This is a genomic window from Salipaludibacillus sp. CF4.18 (genome assembly GCF_051262595.1).
In the GTDB taxonomy this organism is placed as follows: domain Bacteria; phylum Bacillota; class Bacilli; order Bacillales; family Salisediminibacteriaceae; genus Salipaludibacillus; species Salipaludibacillus neizhouensis.
The window spans coordinates 44,969-61,624 of sequence record NZ_JBIMEV010000010.1 but is presented as its reverse complement, the minus strand read 5'-3'; the positions used below and the strand labels follow the sequence as shown (position 1 = coordinate 61,624).

The 16,656-nt window shown below is 38.7% G+C and carries 15 protein-coding genes; 3 read left to right on the top strand and 12 right to left on the bottom strand.

Going from position 1 to position 16,656, the window contains the following annotated elements; all coding sequences use genetic code 11:
• Positions 1-67: 67 nt before the first annotated feature.
• The 12 genes from ACHABW_RS08860 to ACHABW_RS08805 form a co-directional block, all read right to left on the bottom strand.
• The gene (locus tag ACHABW_RS08860; RefSeq protein WP_435754972.1) at positions 68-1,228 is read right to left on the bottom strand and encodes a GerMN domain-containing protein; all 1,161 of its coding nucleotides are present in this window, start codon (positions 1,226-1,228) and stop codon (positions 68-70) included.
• Positions 1,229-1,564: 336 nt separating this feature from the next.
• Positions 1,565-2,386, bottom strand: coding sequence for a glutamate racemase (gene racE / locus ACHABW_RS08855; RefSeq protein ID WP_435754971.1), 822 nt, complete (start codon positions 2,384-2,386; stop codon positions 1,565-1,567).
• A 22-nt stretch (positions 2,387-2,408) separates the two neighbouring features.
• Positions 2,409-2,888 carry a MarR family winged helix-turn-helix transcriptional regulator gene (locus tag ACHABW_RS08850; RefSeq protein WP_110934952.1) on the bottom strand — a complete coding sequence of 160 codons (480 nt, stop codon included), beginning with the start codon at positions 2,886-2,888 and terminating at the stop codon, positions 2,409-2,411.
• A gap of 373 nt (positions 2,889-3,261) precedes the next feature.
• Positions 3,262-4,977 (bottom strand): phosphoenolpyruvate--protein phosphotransferase, encoded by a 1,716-nt coding sequence (gene ptsP / locus ACHABW_RS08845; protein ID WP_435754970.1) that lies wholly within the window; start codon positions 4,975-4,977, stop codon positions 3,262-3,264.
• Positions 4,977-5,240: a phosphocarrier protein HPr gene (locus ACHABW_RS08840; protein WP_110934950.1), complete on the bottom strand. Its 264-nt coding sequence runs from the start codon at positions 5,238-5,240 to the stop codon at positions 4,977-4,979. Before ACHABW_RS08840 ends, ptsP begins: the two co-directional genes overlap by 1 nt.
• 297 nt (positions 5,241-5,537) lie before the next feature.
• Positions 5,538-6,389 carry a PRD domain-containing protein gene (locus ACHABW_RS08835; protein WP_435754969.1) on the bottom strand — a complete coding sequence of 284 codons (852 nt, stop codon included), beginning with the start codon at positions 6,387-6,389 and terminating at the stop codon, positions 5,538-5,540.
• A 133-nt stretch (positions 6,390-6,522) separates the two neighbouring features.
• Positions 6,523-6,747, bottom strand: a complete 225-nt coding sequence (locus ACHABW_RS08830) for a helix-turn-helix domain-containing protein (RefSeq protein ID WP_110937557.1) — start codon at positions 6,745-6,747, stop codon at positions 6,523-6,525.
• A gap of 193 nt (positions 6,748-6,940) precedes the next feature.
• Positions 6,941-7,396: an acyl-CoA thioesterase gene (locus ACHABW_RS08825; protein WP_435754968.1), complete on the bottom strand. Its 456-nt coding sequence runs from the start codon at positions 7,394-7,396 to the stop codon at positions 6,941-6,943.
• A gap of 131 nt (positions 7,397-7,527) precedes the next feature.
• The gene (sdhB, locus tag ACHABW_RS08820; RefSeq protein ID WP_110934947.1) at positions 7,528-8,292 is read right to left on the bottom strand and encodes a succinate dehydrogenase iron-sulfur subunit; all 765 of its coding nucleotides are present in this window, start codon (positions 8,290-8,292) and stop codon (positions 7,528-7,530) included.
• Complete coding sequence (sdhA, locus tag ACHABW_RS08815) at positions 8,289-10,061, bottom strand: succinate dehydrogenase flavoprotein subunit (protein WP_110934946.1); 1,773 nt, start codon at positions 10,059-10,061, stop codon at positions 8,289-8,291. The genes sdhB and sdhA overlap by 4 nt, the downstream gene beginning before the upstream one ends.
• 24 nt (positions 10,062-10,085) lie before the next feature.
• Entirely contained in the window at positions 10,086-10,697 is a 612-nt protein-coding gene (locus tag ACHABW_RS08810; RefSeq protein ID WP_110934945.1) for a succinate dehydrogenase cytochrome b558 subunit, read from the bottom strand.
• 402 nt (positions 10,698-11,099) lie between these two features.
• Positions 11,100-12,449: a TrkH family potassium uptake protein gene (locus ACHABW_RS08805; protein ID WP_435754967.1), complete on the bottom strand. Its 1,350-nt coding sequence runs from the start codon at positions 12,447-12,449 to the stop codon at positions 11,100-11,102.
• A gap of 141 nt (positions 12,450-12,590) precedes the next feature.
• On the opposite strand from ACHABW_RS08805, the gene ACHABW_RS08800 reads away from it, so the two are divergent.
• From ACHABW_RS08800 to ACHABW_RS08790, 3 genes are all read left to right on the top strand, one after another.
• The gene (locus ACHABW_RS08800) at positions 12,591-13,028 is read left to right on the top strand and encodes a DUF2507 domain-containing protein (protein WP_435754966.1); all 438 of its coding nucleotides are present in this window, start codon (positions 12,591-12,593) and stop codon (positions 13,026-13,028) included.
• 324 nt (positions 13,029-13,352) lie between these two features.
• Positions 13,353-13,805, top strand: a complete 453-nt coding sequence (locus ACHABW_RS08795; RefSeq protein WP_435754965.1) for a MarR family winged helix-turn-helix transcriptional regulator — start codon at positions 13,353-13,355, stop codon at positions 13,803-13,805.
• A complete protein-coding gene (locus ACHABW_RS08790; RefSeq protein ID WP_435754964.1) occupies positions 13,802-16,651 on the top strand; it encodes an MMPL family transporter in 2,850 nt (949 codons plus the stop codon). The genes ACHABW_RS08795 and ACHABW_RS08790 overlap by 4 nt, the downstream gene beginning before the upstream one ends.
• Positions 16,652-16,656 lie beyond the last annotated feature (5 nt).

Here is a 16,656-nt window from a genome sequence, read left to right as displayed (position 1 = left end):
TAAATTCTTATCTTGTAAGAAAAACGCGTAGAATCTTTTCTATCTATTTTGTTGTTTCATATAATTATTAAAATCTTCCTGAGTTCACATGCGTTGGTCGAGCGACAGGTGCTGATACTTCCTGTCCATTACTTACCATTACAGATGGATCAGAATTTATAGAAAGAGAAACGTCTTCCACTTCTTCTTGCTCTGTCAAAGAAAGTACGAGCATATTTAACGCTTCTTCAGACATCGCTGTACCATTTATCTGACTTAACAATCCTTCGTTGAAGTCAAGGTGCAACGTACCGTCTTTAAACGTAGGTTCCTCCATTAAGGCTACCTCTTCACGAAAATCCGTGAGTAATTGAGAGGTATAGGATGGTCCCTCCAGTAATTCATTTATTACCGCTTCATATTTATTGTCGGTTTCATTAACCCTTCTTGTTACAGGGACATAATAGGTTTCTTCGTTATTTTGGGCAAGAAAGTAGACAACTACTGGAGTTGTAGCTACAAGATCTGCTTGATCGTTCATTTCTAAGTTAATACCATGATCTCGTGTATAACCTCCCCCAATTGGCGTATCATTTTGCGGCATTGCCGTTAGTTCTTCTCCATTCATTTTCAACTTCACTCTGTCTACATCATCCAATTGTGTAAGAGTCCAGGTTAATGATTGAAGAATTTGCAGTTCCTGAGACGGATGATAATCATTGAATACCGTATTAAAATCAACTGTGGCAACACCTTGTTTGTCTACCACTGATTCCACAACCTCTGTTCCAGCCGGAAGCACCGCCTGAAAACCATTAGGCAATTGTTCCGTAATTGGTCCTTCTTGCACAAGATGATCAACGAGAGTCTTTACTTCGTCTTCTCCTAACTCGATAGAAATCGATTGGGGAGCGACCATCCCGTTTTTATCAAGAAGATATAATTCTTGAACGTCCCCTGTTTGTAAAGCGCCACCCTTTTCTTCGGAACCACCTTTTTCTTCCGCTGTATTATCACCTACGTCTACTTCTTCCTGCGTGATCGAACTAAGCTGATCACCCTCACTATTACTTTCTGCTTCAAATACTTCTAAATCCAACTCTTCTTCATCCTCAATATAATCAATTTGCGGCGGGTCAATCTCTTCAAGCACATCATTTGTTTCCTCAGACCCACAAGCAGTAATGAGCATTACCGTTGCTCCAATGATTAACATCGTAGTACCTCTTTGTTTCCATTTGCGATGCATTGCATTCCCTCCTTGACTGTTTGTACTACAGATATATACGAGCTATCTTTCTTTTTAGACCAAAAGAAAAAAGTTCGCGGAGAAAAATGCGAAAAAAGAATGAGTAACTGGGATATCGATAAGAAAAACGCAAAGCGTCTTTTATTAAATACAGCGTGATCTTTAAAGCTACCCCCGAGTAGCACCTACTTAGTGCGTGTAGGTGCTACTCGAAAGGAAGCGCCCTTCCCTCGATGCGTGTGGCGTAAAAATAGCTGTCAACTTATACTTCCTATCCAAAAAAGCCCATCCATAAAGGAATAAATCTCCTTAAAGGATAGGCTGATAAAATGATAACTAATACCATTCACTTACTTTTAGTTTATTCAAATCAGTTACTTTCACAATCAAATCATCACGGTCAAGCCAGTCTGAGGCAACCTTTTCAAATGTTTCCGGAAACCCAGTCGTATAGAAAAGATGAATCGGAATTCTTGTACCAAAATAAAGCAATTTATTATGATAAAGAAGTGCACTAACTTCCCTAGCTGTTTCGTCACCCGAGCAAATGATATTAATATCGGGACCGGCTATCTCCTGAATTTTAGCTAAAATCAAAGGATAGTGCGTGCAGCCCAGAATTAAACTATCAATATCATATTCTAAAATAGGCTTTAAGGCATGCTCAATAATCTCAGTTGCGTGATTTCCTGTGAAACCTCCACTTTCCACGAGGGGCACAAGCGTAGGACAAGCTACACTTACTACTTTCACATCATTATTAATAGACGTTAATTCATGGTAATAAGCCCCGCTGGAGATCGTACCTTCAGTACCAATAACGCCAATATGATTTTTTCGTGTGCTCTTTAACGCGGCAATCGCCCCGGGATGAATGACTCCAATCACGGGTATGGATAGCTTCTCCTTCGCTTCCTCTAATACAACGGCTGTAGCTGTATTGCAAGCAATTACTAATAGTTTAATTTCATGAAGCAAGAGATAGTCAATCATTTCCCATGTATATTTCCGTACTTCTTCTTCAGGTCTTGGACCATACGGACACCGGGATGTATCTCCAATATAAATGATTTCTTCTTTGGGTAATTGCCGAATCAGTTCAGATGCGACCGTCAGCCCGCCAACTCCTGAGTCAATAACTCCTATAGGCTTATTCAATGGTAAACGTCCTCTTCCTTAATTAAAATGATTTCCAGCTTTTTGCATCACGTTTCATTTCATCGTAAAGATAACGTAAGTTTTTTTCTAAAATATCTACGTCTTCTCTCGAGAAGTCTTCTAAAACACCTTGTAAATATCCTTGCCTTTGGTTAATCACTTCGCGTATTATTGTTGTACCTTTATCAAGTAAATGAATTCTAACGACACGTCGATCTTTGGAATCCTTGACACGTTCAACTAATTCATTTTTTTCCATTCTATCCACTAAATCAGTCGTCGTACTGCAGGCCAGATACATTTTTGATGACAATTCGCCAATCGTCATATCGCCAAATTCATGCAACCATTGTAAAGCGATAAATTGAGGAGGTGTAATAGGAAATTCATTAAGAATCTCTCGTCCTTTTTGTTTGACAATGTCTGCAATCATTCGCAGTGATTTTTCAATATGTTCTACTTGTACCTCATCGATTTTTTCTACATGCTTTTGTTCAGGCATTGCCTTCCTCCTTTCGATTCCTATGAATAGTTCTATTTTCCTTCTTTTTCGGCTATATTTCAAGTGATTCCTCAGAATTCCTTAGGACAAGACTTGCATTACCTGCGAACTTGTCTCTATAAGAAAAACGCAAAGCGTCTTTTATTAAATACAGCGTGATCTTTAAAGCCACCCCCGAGTAGCACCTATTTAGTGCGTGTAGGTGCTACTCGAAAGGAAGCGAACTTCCCTTGATGCGTGTGGCGTAAAGATAGCTGTCAACTTATAAATTCTTATCTTACAAAACAAAACGCTGGTTAAAAACCAGCGTTTGTTTCTACTTTATTCTATTCTAAACACTTAATAAAGAGCATGTTCAAATAGTAATATCGTATTAAAGAAACGTTTTTTCAACCAGTTGCTTCACTTCTTCAGAAGTATTAAGTTCTAAAGCTTTCGTTGCAACCGATTCTGCTTCTTCTTTTGATATTTTACGTAATTGACTCCTTGCGGGTAAAACGGATGTGGCACTCATACTGAATTCATCCAGTCCTAAGCCTAGAAGTAATGGGATAGCAACTTCATCGCCTGCCATCTCTCCACACATGCCTGTCCATTTGCCTTCCGCGTGAGAGGCATCTATGACCATCTTCACTAAACGAAGGATTGCTGGGTTATAAGGCTGATACAAGTAAGATACTTGTTCATTCATCCGATCAGCAGCCATCGTATACTGAATTAAATCATTTGTACCAATACTGAAGAAATCAACTTCCTTAGCAAATTGAGGCGCCATTATAGCAGTAGATGGAATCTCGACCATAATTCCCACTTCAATCTTTTCACTTACCTCAACATTTTTATCGATGAGTTTTTGTTTTTCTTCTTCAAGCATCGCTTTCGCTTGTCTGAATTCATCAAGTGTTGCAATCATCGGGAACATGATTTTCAAGTTACCAAATGCACTCGCTCTTAATAAAGCACGAAGCTGCACTCGAAACATGTCATCTTGTTCTAAACAAAGACGAATAGCACGGAAACCTAAGAATGGATTCATCTCTTTCGGAAGATCTAAATAAGGAAGTTCCTTATCGCCACCTACGTCTAAAGTCCGAATGACAACAGGTTTTCCATCAAGGTTTTCTACAACCTTTTTGTAAGATTCAAATTGCTCATCCTCGTTTGGCAGTTCATCTCTTCCCATGTACAAGAATTCTGTACGGTATAAACCGACTCCTTCTGCACCGTTGTTCAACACACCTTCGACATCTTTTGGTGTGCCAATATTAGCAGCCAACTCTACGTGATGACCATCTTTAGATACAGAAGGTTCATTCACGAGCTTCGCCCATTCTTTCTTTTGCTCTTCATGATCCGCCAACTTTTGACGATACTCCGCTAATTCTGCTTCAGAAGGATCAATAATAACGTTCCCTTCTAAACCATCCACAATAACGGTTACACCTTGCTCAGAGTCTTTTGTCACGGTCTTCGATCCAACTACCGCCGGAATTTCCATCGATCTCGCCATAATAGCCGAGTGAGAGGTTCTACCACCAATATCTGTCACGAATCCTTTGACAAACTCTTTGTTAAGTTGCGCTGTATCTGACGGTGTTAAATCTTCCGCGATGAGAATGACTTCTTCATGTATCTCCGCAAGAGAGACAATCGGACTACCAAGAACGTGTGCTAAAACCCGCGTCGAAACATCACGAATGTCTGCAGCACGCTCTCTCATATATTCATTATCCATCGCTTCAAACATGCTAATAAATTGATCAGCAACTTCTTTTAAAGCAAAAGATGCATTTACCTTATCATCATTGATTTTTTGTTTAATCGGATCAACGAGTTCAGGATCACTCAAGACGAGAAGGTGAGCAGAAAAAATTTCTGCATGTTCTTCGCCTAAATCTTCTAACATTTTTTGTTTAATCACTTCTAATTCAGCCTTTGATTTTTCAAGGGCTGCATCAAATTTCTGTATTTCTTCATCTGGGTTATCCACAGTCTGCTTTTCAACAGTTAAATCAGGTGTTTCAAGACGAAAAGCTTTTGCTATGGCGATCCCAGCAGAAGCTGCAATGCCGGAAAGCTTTTTAGCCATTAATCAGAAAGTCCTTGCTTCATAACTTCTTCTAGTCCTTTAATAGCTTGATCCGCATCTGGACCTTCAGCTTTAATAGTTACTTCAGAACCTTGTCCAACACCTAAAGACATAACGCCCATGATTGATTTCAAGTTAACAGATTTACCGTTATAAGCCAATGTAACTTCTGACTCGTATTGACCTGCTTTGTTCACCAATTGAGTTGCTGGACGAGCGTGAATTCCTGTTTCTGCTGTAATTTTAAACGTTTGTTCTGCCATGTTTAAACACTCCTTCTCCATAATGAGTTAATTATAATAGTACCCTTCGGATAATTCAAATACTTCCAATTATAAAACATAAACTCCTCTTACTATTTATACCCTTATTTCGATCTTCTACGCTACATTTCCTCTTAAACACAGAAGATTTCATTAAAACAGCATATAAAAAGACATGAGTAATGGCTGTCTATGAAAAGTGAAGAATAAACTTCAATAAAGAAAAACACACTAGCTTTTTTCCTTTTCATACACACCTCTTCACTCATGCCTGAAATTCAGTAACACGTAAACGAGTTATGCTTTATTATGTTGTTCTGCAATTAAGGATCTAAGTGAAATCATTAATTGGATAACTTCTGCATCACTTATTTTAAGGTCGACAGATTTCTCAATCATCCGAATGACGTTTCGAGATATATTATAGCACAATGGATTATTTTTCTTCAAGGATAAAATGATTTCTTTGTCCACTTTAGAAGCAACATCATCCAAAGGGTCCTGAATCATATTTTTTAATTGTCCGGTAAACCTGCGAAACGAACGAGTATCCTTTTTATTAGGTTCGACCATTTTTTCCTCTACATATTTCACACACCTTGTAAAAAGGTCCGAGGTTGGAGAGATCATGGTGTCAGTATCACGAATGGCACTTTGAATATGCAGCGTAATAAAACCTATCTCAGCATCCGGCAATTTAAGTTCCGTCGCTTGGAAAAGAAATGTAACAATATCCTCTGCGATTTTATAGGTATCATAATAAAGCCATTTTGTTTCGGTCAAAAATGGATTTTGAATATCTGTGCCATCTCTTGTTCTTTGCAGAGCTAAAGCAAAGTGTTGAGTGATCGCAAAGTGAATAGTATCTTCAATCTGGAAACCAATAGAATCATGAATTTTTTCAATTGCTTCATGGATGATAAGTAACGTTTCTTCCGTTTCCTTAGTGACTAGATGAATATACTTTTCCTTTTCTCTTTCATCCACAAGGGAATATATTTTTTCATAATAAGTCGCCTCGAATGTGTCTCCGGATTTTTTCCCGAATCCTATTCCTTTGCCAATAAAAATCACTTCTTCATGGCTAGAAGATTCTGCAATAACAACATTATTATTTAATATTTTTTGAACGTTAAATGGTCCTTTCATAACAGCCGGACACCCACTTTAAATATATTCTATTTTCATCATATAGAGTATCTAAGCGTTTCGTCAATGAAGAATAATTGCCAAATATTTATGAAAACAGAAAACCGGCCCCTCTTCAAGAAGCCGGTTTTCATTAGATTTTCAGTTCTCCTAATCGAACCAATTCAATTACAGCCTGAGAGCGCCCCTTAACTCCCAATTTTTGCATCGTATTGGAAATATGATTACGAACTGTCTTCTCACTAATAAACAATTGAGAAGCAATCTCTTTCGTTGTCTGATCTTGAACTAAAAGCTCAAACACTTCTCTCTCGCGTTTTGTTAAAAGTGGTTTCGGCCTGAAATCGTGATCCTTCAATAGTTTCACCCTTTCTTGCACGGGCTGTTTAAACCATGATATAAGCGAAGATTTAGTCATCAATAGCTTATGTAAAACATATTTCACATGTGACTGTAATAAAGACCCATCCGTTTCAAAGAAGCTAAAAGTGACAAGAAAATGCAGAGCGTATTTTATTAACCCACATCAGTTTTTTACGACCCGAGTAGCATCATAAATTAACTAAATTTTCCAATATATTTTTAATATCCGTTTCCCATGCAGAAGATTTACCTGTTTTCTTTGAAACTTGAACGATACTACCTCTGCCAGTCATACAAACTTCTTTGTTCTCATTAAGAATTACGTAATGTAAATCAAGAGAGGAAGAACCAACCTTGGCAACTTTCACCCCTATGTTGAGTTTCTCATCAAAAAAAATCTGCTTCCTGTAATCACATTGCAAATCAGCAGTAACAGGAATGTTCTCTCCGGTACGGGACATCCAACGTTGCATGAGTCCTGTTTCCTTAAAAAATTCAATTCTGGCTGTTTCGAAATAAACAAAAGACACCGTATTATTTAAATGACCAAAAGCATCTGTTTCAGAAAATCGAACAGATACAGGATAGAAAAGTTGGAATTCATCTTTCCAAGTCTCCAAGTCCTTTATGTAATCAGGTTTCATAAAAGCCCCCTACCGAATGAGTACTCATTCATTTTATTATTTAAGAAATAGAGCGTGACCAAAGTCACCCTCTATCCTCAATATTTATTGCAAAGACTTCCTTGCTTTACATGATCTACATCCCACTTATATTATGCAGTGTGGTCTGTACCAAAGAAGTTTTTAAATGATTGAAGCGTTGTTTCCCGATTCAAAGCTGCGATCGACGTTGTCAAAGGAATTCCTTTTGGACACGCTTCTACACAGTTTTGAGAGTTACCACAGTTCGAAAGTCCGCCATCACTGTCCATCAATGTTTCAAGTCGTTCAGCCTTATGCATTGCACCTGTAGGGTGAGCATTAAAAAGGCGAACCTGAGACAATGCAGCCGGTCCAATAAATTCAGACTTACTGTTTACGTTCGGACAAGCTTGTAAACAAACACCACATGTCATACATTTTGATAATTCGTATGCCCATTGTCTTTTTGCTTCAGGCATTCTCGGCCCTGGTCCAAGATCATACGTTCCATCAATTGGCACCCAAGCTTTAACTCGCTTAAGAGAATCAAACATGCGACTGCGATCAACCACAAGGTCACGAACAACTGGGAAAGTATGCATTGGCTCAAGTCGAATTGGCTGCTCCAGCTGATCAATTAAAGCTGTACAGGATTGTCTGGGTTTACCATTTATGATCATTGAACAAGCTCCACAAACTTCCTCTAGACAGCTCGCTTCCCATGCCACTGCAGTTGTATCTTCCCCACTTTCATTTTGAGGATTTCTGCGTATCTCCATTAAGGCGGAGATAACATTCATATTTGGTCGATAAGGTAGTTCAAATCTTTCATCATATGATTCCCCTGTGTCGTTCTTTTGACGTTTGATCACGAGCTTGATTGTTTTTTCACTCATGCTTTTTCACCCGCCTTTTTCTTCGCTGTATAGTCACGCTTACGAGGTTTGATTAATGAAATATCAACTTCCTCATATTCGAATTCAGGATCTTTCGTTATCGGATTAAATTTAGCCTTCGTTGTTTTAAGGAATTCCTCATCATTTCGGTCTGGAAACTCAGGCTTATAATGAGCTCCGCGACTTTCATTTCGATTCAAAGCCCCAATTGTCACAACTCGAGCCAAATTCATCATCGATCGTAATTGCCGAATAAAAATAGCACTTTGATTGCTCCATTTCGAGGTATCATCAATATTTATATTCTCATATCTTTCAAGGAGTTCTACTATTTTTTCATCGGTTGCTTTAAGTCTATCATTTTCTCGGACAACAGTCACATTTTCTGTCATTAATAATCCTAGTTCTTGATGAAGTTTAAAGGCATTTTCTGTACCTTTCATTGATAGGACCTTGTCAAAATCAGCTCTATCTTTTTGTTTTTGAGCTTCATAAATATCATCTGGTAAATCTTCTGCTGCCTTCTCTAGACCTTCGATATATTTTGCAGCGTTAGGTCCGGCGACCATTCCCCCATAAATCGAAGAAAGAAGCGAGTTAGCACCTAAACGGTTCGCACCATGAATGGAGTAGTCTACTTCACCAGCTGCAAATAACCCAGGAATATTGGTCATTTGATCGTAATCTACCCATAGTCCTCCCATGGAATAGTGAACAGCCGGGAAAATTTTCATAGGGACTTTTCGAGGATCATCACCCATGAATTTTTCATAGATTTCCATGATTCCACCAAGCTTTAGATCCAGTTCTTTAGGATCCTTATGAGAAAGATCTAAATAAACCATGTTTTCTCCATTAATTCCACGTTTTAAATCTACACACACGTGGAAAATTTCACGTGTAGCAATGTCTCGCGGAACAAGGTTTCCGTAGGCAGGATATTTTTCCTCCAAAAAGTACCAAGGCTTACCATCTTCATCATAGGTCCAGACTCGTCCACCTTCTCCTCTAGCTGATTCGCTCATTAAACGGAGTTTATCATCACCGGGGATAGCAGTCGGGTGAATCTGAATAAATTCACCATTTGCATAATAAGCACCTTGCTCATAAACAGCGGCAGCTGCATATCCTGTATTAATCATCGAGTTTGTTGATTTCCCGAAAATAATTCCAGGTCCTCCAGTTGCAAGAATAACTGCATCTGCACGGAAAGAATGAATTTCTGAAGAAGTGAGATCTTGAGCAGTAATCCCTCTACAGGAACCGTCTTCGTCAAGTACTGCTTTTAAAAATTCCCAGCCTTCGTATTTATTTACAAGTCCGCTTACTTCAAAACGACGAACTTGCTCATCTAAAGCATATAGTAACTGTTGGCCAGTTGTTGCCCCGGCAAACGCTGTACGGTGAAATTGTGTACCTCCGAAACGTCGTAGTGCTAAAAGACCTTCCGCTGTACGGTTAAACATAACTCCCATGCGATCCAACAGATGAATAATTCCTGGCGCAGCTTCACACATTGCCTTTACAGGAGGTTGGTTAGCTAAGAAATCCCCACCATAAATAGAATCATCAAAATGCTCCCATGTAGAATCGCCTTCACCTTTCGTATTTAAAGCCCCGTTAATTCCTCCCTGTGCACACACGGAGTGAGACCGTTTTACAGGTACGACAGAAAATAAATCGACAGACATTCCTGCTTCTGCTGCTTTAATTGTTGCCATTAAACCGGCAAGACCGCCACCAACAACAATTATTTTTCCTTTGCTCATATCTCTAACACTCCTTCTCTTAAATTACCCCACAAATGCTAGTATCGCACGAACCCCTACAAATGTTACTGCCACGAAAACAGCTATACTCACGTAGGTCATTATTTGCTGAGACCGGGGTGAAACTGTAATTCCCCAAGTTACTGCAAAAGACCAAAGTCCGTTAGCAAAATGGAACGTGGTTGCTGTAATACCGATGATGTATAGAGCTAAAGCAAAAGGATTGCTTACAATTTCAGCCATCATATTGAAATTTACTTCCGCACCAAATGCAGAGGCAACTCTTGTTTCCCAAACATGCCATGTAATAAAAATTAATACAATTACGCCTGTAATTCGCTGGATTCGGAACATCCAGTTTCTAAAATAACTATATGTAGACGTATTATGCTTCGCCTGAAAGGCAATATAAAGGCCGTAAATTGCATGAAAGATAATTGGCAAAAATATGATTGTTACCTCCATGAAATAACGAAAAGGTAAATTCTCCATGAAATGAGTGGCTTGATTATAGGCCTCGGGTCCTTTTACTGCAAAATTATTCACCATTAAGTGAACAATCAAATAAAGCCCGATAGGAAGCACACCTAACAAAGAATGGAGTCTTCTGTAAAGAAATTCACGATTATTGGACATCTAGCTCTCTCCCCCTGTATTATAGTTTTCCGGAGATGATACATATAAGATTATGAAATCTCGTAAACCTCCTTTTAAAGAAATAAGTCTTCCAAAAGCGTTGTTAAATACCCGTTCATCAGACAACATTGAGTAAAATGTGACAACTTTATTTTACTCCTCCATTCCCACTTCGTCAAGAAAGCGGATACAGCAACTATTTTTACGAAAAGCGTTCAATAGTGCTGAATCGAGGTAATTTTCTGACTAAATAATCTTACCACATTTTTTAAGAAAGTGGAATGTCCAACAGTGACACGTATTTTTTGATTTTTATATCACTATTGGCTCTACCTCTTTCACACAAAGACTTTGCTCATAAAATAACAGGCTGTTTTCCCACAATATCTTTTATTTACCAGCTTAGCCAATGATGATTCGTTCTGTCGGGTACTTGAAATGTGTTTTCTTTTCTTCCGCTCTGATCGAGAATAAGAAGGCTACTAAACCGACTCTACCAATCAACATAAGGATCATTAACGTTACTTGACTAGGAAACGTTAAACTCGGTGTAATTCCCATAGATAATCCACAAGTCCCAAACGCAGAGCTTGCTTCAAAGATTATCGCCATTAATTCGATCTCCCCGCTACTTTCAAAAGCAGCAATGAGCAAAATCGATGCAAATAATCCAATAACAAACACAGATAAGACAATAAAGGCTTTTTGTTTATCCTCTACATGAATTTCTCTACCGAAGACTTTCACGTCACTTTTCCCTAATGCAAAACTGCGAATCGTTAAAAACATGACTGCAAGAGTCGTCGTTCTGATCCCCCCACCTACACTGGAAGGACTAGCCCCGATGATCATAAGTCCTGATAATAAAAGCAAGCTGGCTAACGTTAACTGAGATACATCCATCGTAACCAACCCGCCACTTCTCGCCGTCGCAGAATTAAACATAGAGAAAAATAGCTGTTGATGCCAGGATAAGCCGTCATAGTAGTGTGTATACTCAATCAGCCACAGTCCGATCATACCGATAAAAAATACGATAAAATACGTAGACGTAGCAATTTTAGTAAATAAACTAAAGCGGAAATTGGGATTTCTGGACGAAAAGTATTCTCTCAGTTCCATTAGCACTGGAAAACCTATCGCACCCGCAAATATCAGCAAAATAACCACGAGCTGCACAAAATAGTCATCCGCAAATGGCACTAACGATTGACCGGTCACATCAAAACCAGCATTCGTAAATGCCGACAATGCAGCAAAAGCCCCTTGATAATATGCCTCTAGAGGCGTATCAAAGTAATTGAGAAAATACGTACCTAAAATCATTGCTCCGATCAGTTCAATACCAAAAGCAACAACTAAAATTCCTCTCATCAATTTGACTAATCCGGAAAAAGAAATCTGATTTTGGTCAACCATAATAAGCATTCGCTGGGACAGGGCAATCTTTCTGCCTAATACCATCCACACGAATGTACCCAAAGTCATGACACCAATTCCACCTAATTGAATCGCAGAAGCAAGGAAAAATACACCTAAAGCATTGTAAGTTTCCGGAACATTAACAACGGTTAATCCCGTAACACTAACAGCACTCACTGATGTAAATAACGCTTCTGTATAACTAACCGAGACGCCTTCATGGGACGAAAACGGTAAGTAAAGTAACACACTGAAAAAAAACATTGCGACTATGTATGAAATTAAAATAACTCGAAAGGGAGTTAATAGTTTCGACATCCCCATTTTCATAAGCAATACCTCCGACTGATTTCGGGCTTTAGTATACCATTTCCCGACACACGTTTCCATACATCTCTTGAGAATTATTCCCTGTATGATAAGATAAAAAAAGATTCTTTTATCACACACTGCACAAGAAGGATGAGATCAATGATAAACACAAATCAACAAGATACCACTTCACCTTCTGCTTCTGGGTATGACTTACTAAGGCATGACTTATTACCTGAACTATTAGGTGAGGATGAAGAAAAAATATTATATTGGGCCGGAAAAGCGTTAGCCAGAAAAAAAATAAAAGAGAATGAAAAGATTGAAACGACTCATTTCTTTCATAATGCATATTGGGGCTCCTTACAACCAGTGAAAGAGAAAAAAAACGAACGTATATATGAAGTCGTGGCTCCTCACATGTCAAATGACAGACCTTTTTCTTTAGAAGCAGGATTTCTTGCACAAATAGTAGAAATCGAAAAAGGTGTTATAGCTGAATCCTACTATGAAGTAAAAAAGAAAAAACCTTTTACTGTGCAGATAACTGTACGATGGGACCGAAAAGATCCTTCCCCCTTAACCGAAAATGAATGATTACAGGAAGCTCCTCTAAGTTTCATAAGAGGAGCTTTTTTATTTTTATCCATATTTATTGAATGTTGTTTTTAGATAGATCCTGTACACTTTCCTTGGACGATCCGCAAGTTACCGATCTGTGAGTCTTAGCTGAATTTTTCTGCAATTTGATAATCCTCTACAGTTCTTTATTAGTAGTAGCCCGCCCATGAAATCAGCTCCCTTTGTTCAGCTCATAAAAATGATGCTCCCAAAAACATTTGTCATTTTAATTAGTTTACCTCATAAACTATTTATGGTATAAACTATTCGAGATGTTATCTATAAAGAGGAGCTTAAAAAATGAATGAATCAAAAATGGAAGATTTAATCGAGCAATACGCTAATGTATATCTTTTCGCAACTAAAAACATTGAAAAGGTTTTGGCTGAGAAGGTTTTCCCAATGTCTGTAGAGCAATATGGAATTCTCAGGCTCCTGGACATGAACGGTCCTCAAACCGCCAAAGAATTAGCAGAGCTAACAGGGGTACATAAAAGTGCCATCACTACTAAAACATCAAGGCTGGAAGAGAAAGGCTTAATTAAACGAAACCCTGACTTAGAAGACAGACGTCATATTCAAATCACCTTAACCGAGGAAGGTCATATTGTTTTTGAGCAATCAAAACAGGCAATGATTGCATTTATATCTTCTTATTTTACTAGATTAGATTCAACGGAAGTAGAAAGCTTTTTAAAAATCTATCAAAAAATAAATACGATAATCATAGAAGAAGAGAGTGAAGAACAATGAGTGGAAAGTTTCGTTGGATTTATTTATTGCCAATTATATGGATCATTATAGGTGTAGGCTTATATATTTCGAGTCCGGATATGGATCAGCTCGTCCGTGAACATGGGCAGTTCACTATTTCTGAAGAATACCCATCTCAAGTTACCGAGAAGTTATTGGAAGAACACAAAGGTGCAACCGGCGAGTCTATCCTTGTTGTCTATTACGATGAAGAGGGGTTATCGGAAAACCAAAAGGGATCAATAGAAAATAAACTCTCGAAGATTGGAAGTGACATAGAGAGTTATCCAATCATTGATATTGTTAGCCCGTTTGAATCATCGGAGCAAGCAGAATTTTTGATAAGTGAAGATGAGACAACATTAATGTCGATTGTATCCATGGATATCAGTATCAATGACATTCCTTTGGTAAGAGATGATATTGAAGAGGCAGTTGCCGTTGATGATGTTCAACACTATATGACTGGTTCTTCCATCATTGAGGACGATGTCATTATAAGTTCTGAAGAAGGCTTAGCAGCCACAGAAATTATCACTGTTATTTTTGTAGTGATTATTTTATTTTTTGTCTTCCGATCTTTAGCCGCTCCATTTGTCCCCCTTATAACAGTGGGCGCAACATATTTTGTTACAATATCAATTGTTAGTCTATTAATTGATAATTTTCAATTTCCAGTGTCGAATTTCACGCAAATATTTATTGTCGCTATTTTATTTGGAATAGGAACGGATTATTGTATTCTCCTTTTGAATCGGTTCAAGGAGGAACTTGCGAAAGAACCTGACCGTGTAAAAGCCATTAAAAATACGTATAAGGCCGTTGGCGTAACAGTTATTTCAAGTGCCCTCACTGGTTTTATCGGATTTGCTGCTATCGGGATGGCAGAATTCGATTTATACCAATCAGCTGTTGGTGTAGCTATTGGAATTGTTATCTTGGTTATTGCTCTATGGGTATGGGTTCCATGTGCCATGCTGTTATTAGGAGACAAACTGTTTTGGCCTTCTAAACAAGGTGTAGAGATGACACAAAGCAGGTTGTGGAATCGATTAGGAAAGTTTTCTGTTTATAAACCGGGATGGACGTTGGTTATTCTTGCGTTACTTCTCATCCCTTCTGCTCTGCTCTATGAACAAAAGCTTACTTATGACTCATTAGACGAAATAGGGAATGATTTTGATTCTGTCCAAGGAATTGACCTTGTTGCCGAAAAATTCGGAGAGGGTCATTCTTTCCCAATTGAGGTCGTCATGCTTAATGACCAGCGATGGGATCAACAATCGATGCTTCCCTATGTGGAGCTAATATCAAATGAAATAGCCAAATTGGATGAAGTAGCTGAGGTAAGAAGTGCTACTCGTCCTGAAGGAACCATCATTGAAGATTTCCGTGTTCCATCGATTGCCGGCGAGTTGTTTGATGGCCTCGAGGAAATGGATGAAGGTTTAGTAGAAATACACGATGCACTCATCGAGATTCGAGATGATATTCAATCCCAAGATACTGATCTAAGTGAAGCAAGTACTGGGACTCAGGATTTAGTGGAGGGGACACAGGAACTGCAAACCGGTAACAATCAACTCGCCGAAAGTGTTAGTGATACTGCCCAAGCTACAGAAGAGTCAGCAAGTGGGCTTAATCAACTTCAATCTTCGCTATCTGAGCTACAAGGTCAGTTAGACCAATTTAGCCAAAGTGAAGCTGTTCCGGTTGCCATCGGTGAGCAGTTAGCTCCTTTTTCTGGTGGAATGAATGAAGTTGCCTCAGGTATTACAAATGTTGAAGGAGGACTCAGAGAGTTATCTGAAGCCCAGCAAACAATTTCAAATGAAATGAATTCGATAGGTACTGGCCTAAGTGAAATGGAACAAGGTCAGCAAGAGATCACAGATGCTTTCGACGACATTCAAGGTGGTTATGTTGAACTTGCCAACGCGATGGATGAGCTTGCCGAAGGAGTCGCGGATATTGAGGATGGCCTAGCAGATGTTATGGATATTCTTGATGAGCTGTCGACACAGTCTCAACCACTGGAAGGTTTTTTTGTCCCACAAACTGCGTTTGATGATGGTGAATTAGATGAAATATGGGATATGTTTACTAGCCCCAACCGTAAATTAACCACATTTGACGTTGTTTTAGCCATTAACCCATACAGCAACGAAGCAATGGCGGTAGTCAGTGATATTGAGAGGCAAATAGATAATGCACTGAAAGGTACGGAACTCGAAGATATTACGTACTCTTTAGGTGGTCTAGCCGTAGTAAATCAGGATTTAAAAACGATCTCTGATGAGGATTTTAACCGAACGGCTATTATCATGCTTACTGGGATATTTATTGTACTCGTAGTATTGTTGAAATCCTTAGTCATGCCAGTTTATATCATTGCATCACTAATTTTAACTTATATTGCGTCCATGGCTTTTACCGAATTAATATTCATCCATATACTAGGATACTCCGGTATAAGTTGGGCAGTTCCATTTTTCGGATTTGTCATGCTTATGGCCTTAGGCGTCGATTATTCTATTTTTCTAATGGGACGTTTTGGCGAAAATGTGAGAGTAATGCCAATAAAAGAAGCATTAGTAAGTTCCATGACTCAAATAGGTACCGTTGTACTGTCAGCAGCTATTATTTTGGCTGGAACATTTGGGGCGATGATGCCTTCAGGCGTTTTATCTCTGCTTCAAATTGGTACTCTTGTACTGACTGGATTGCTCATATACGCTGTGATAATGCTCCCGCTGTTCATTCCAATGATGGTCACCATGTTTGGAGAAAAGAATTGGTTACCGTTTAAAAGACCGGAAAGGGAAGATAGTGAAATAGATCGATAAAATGG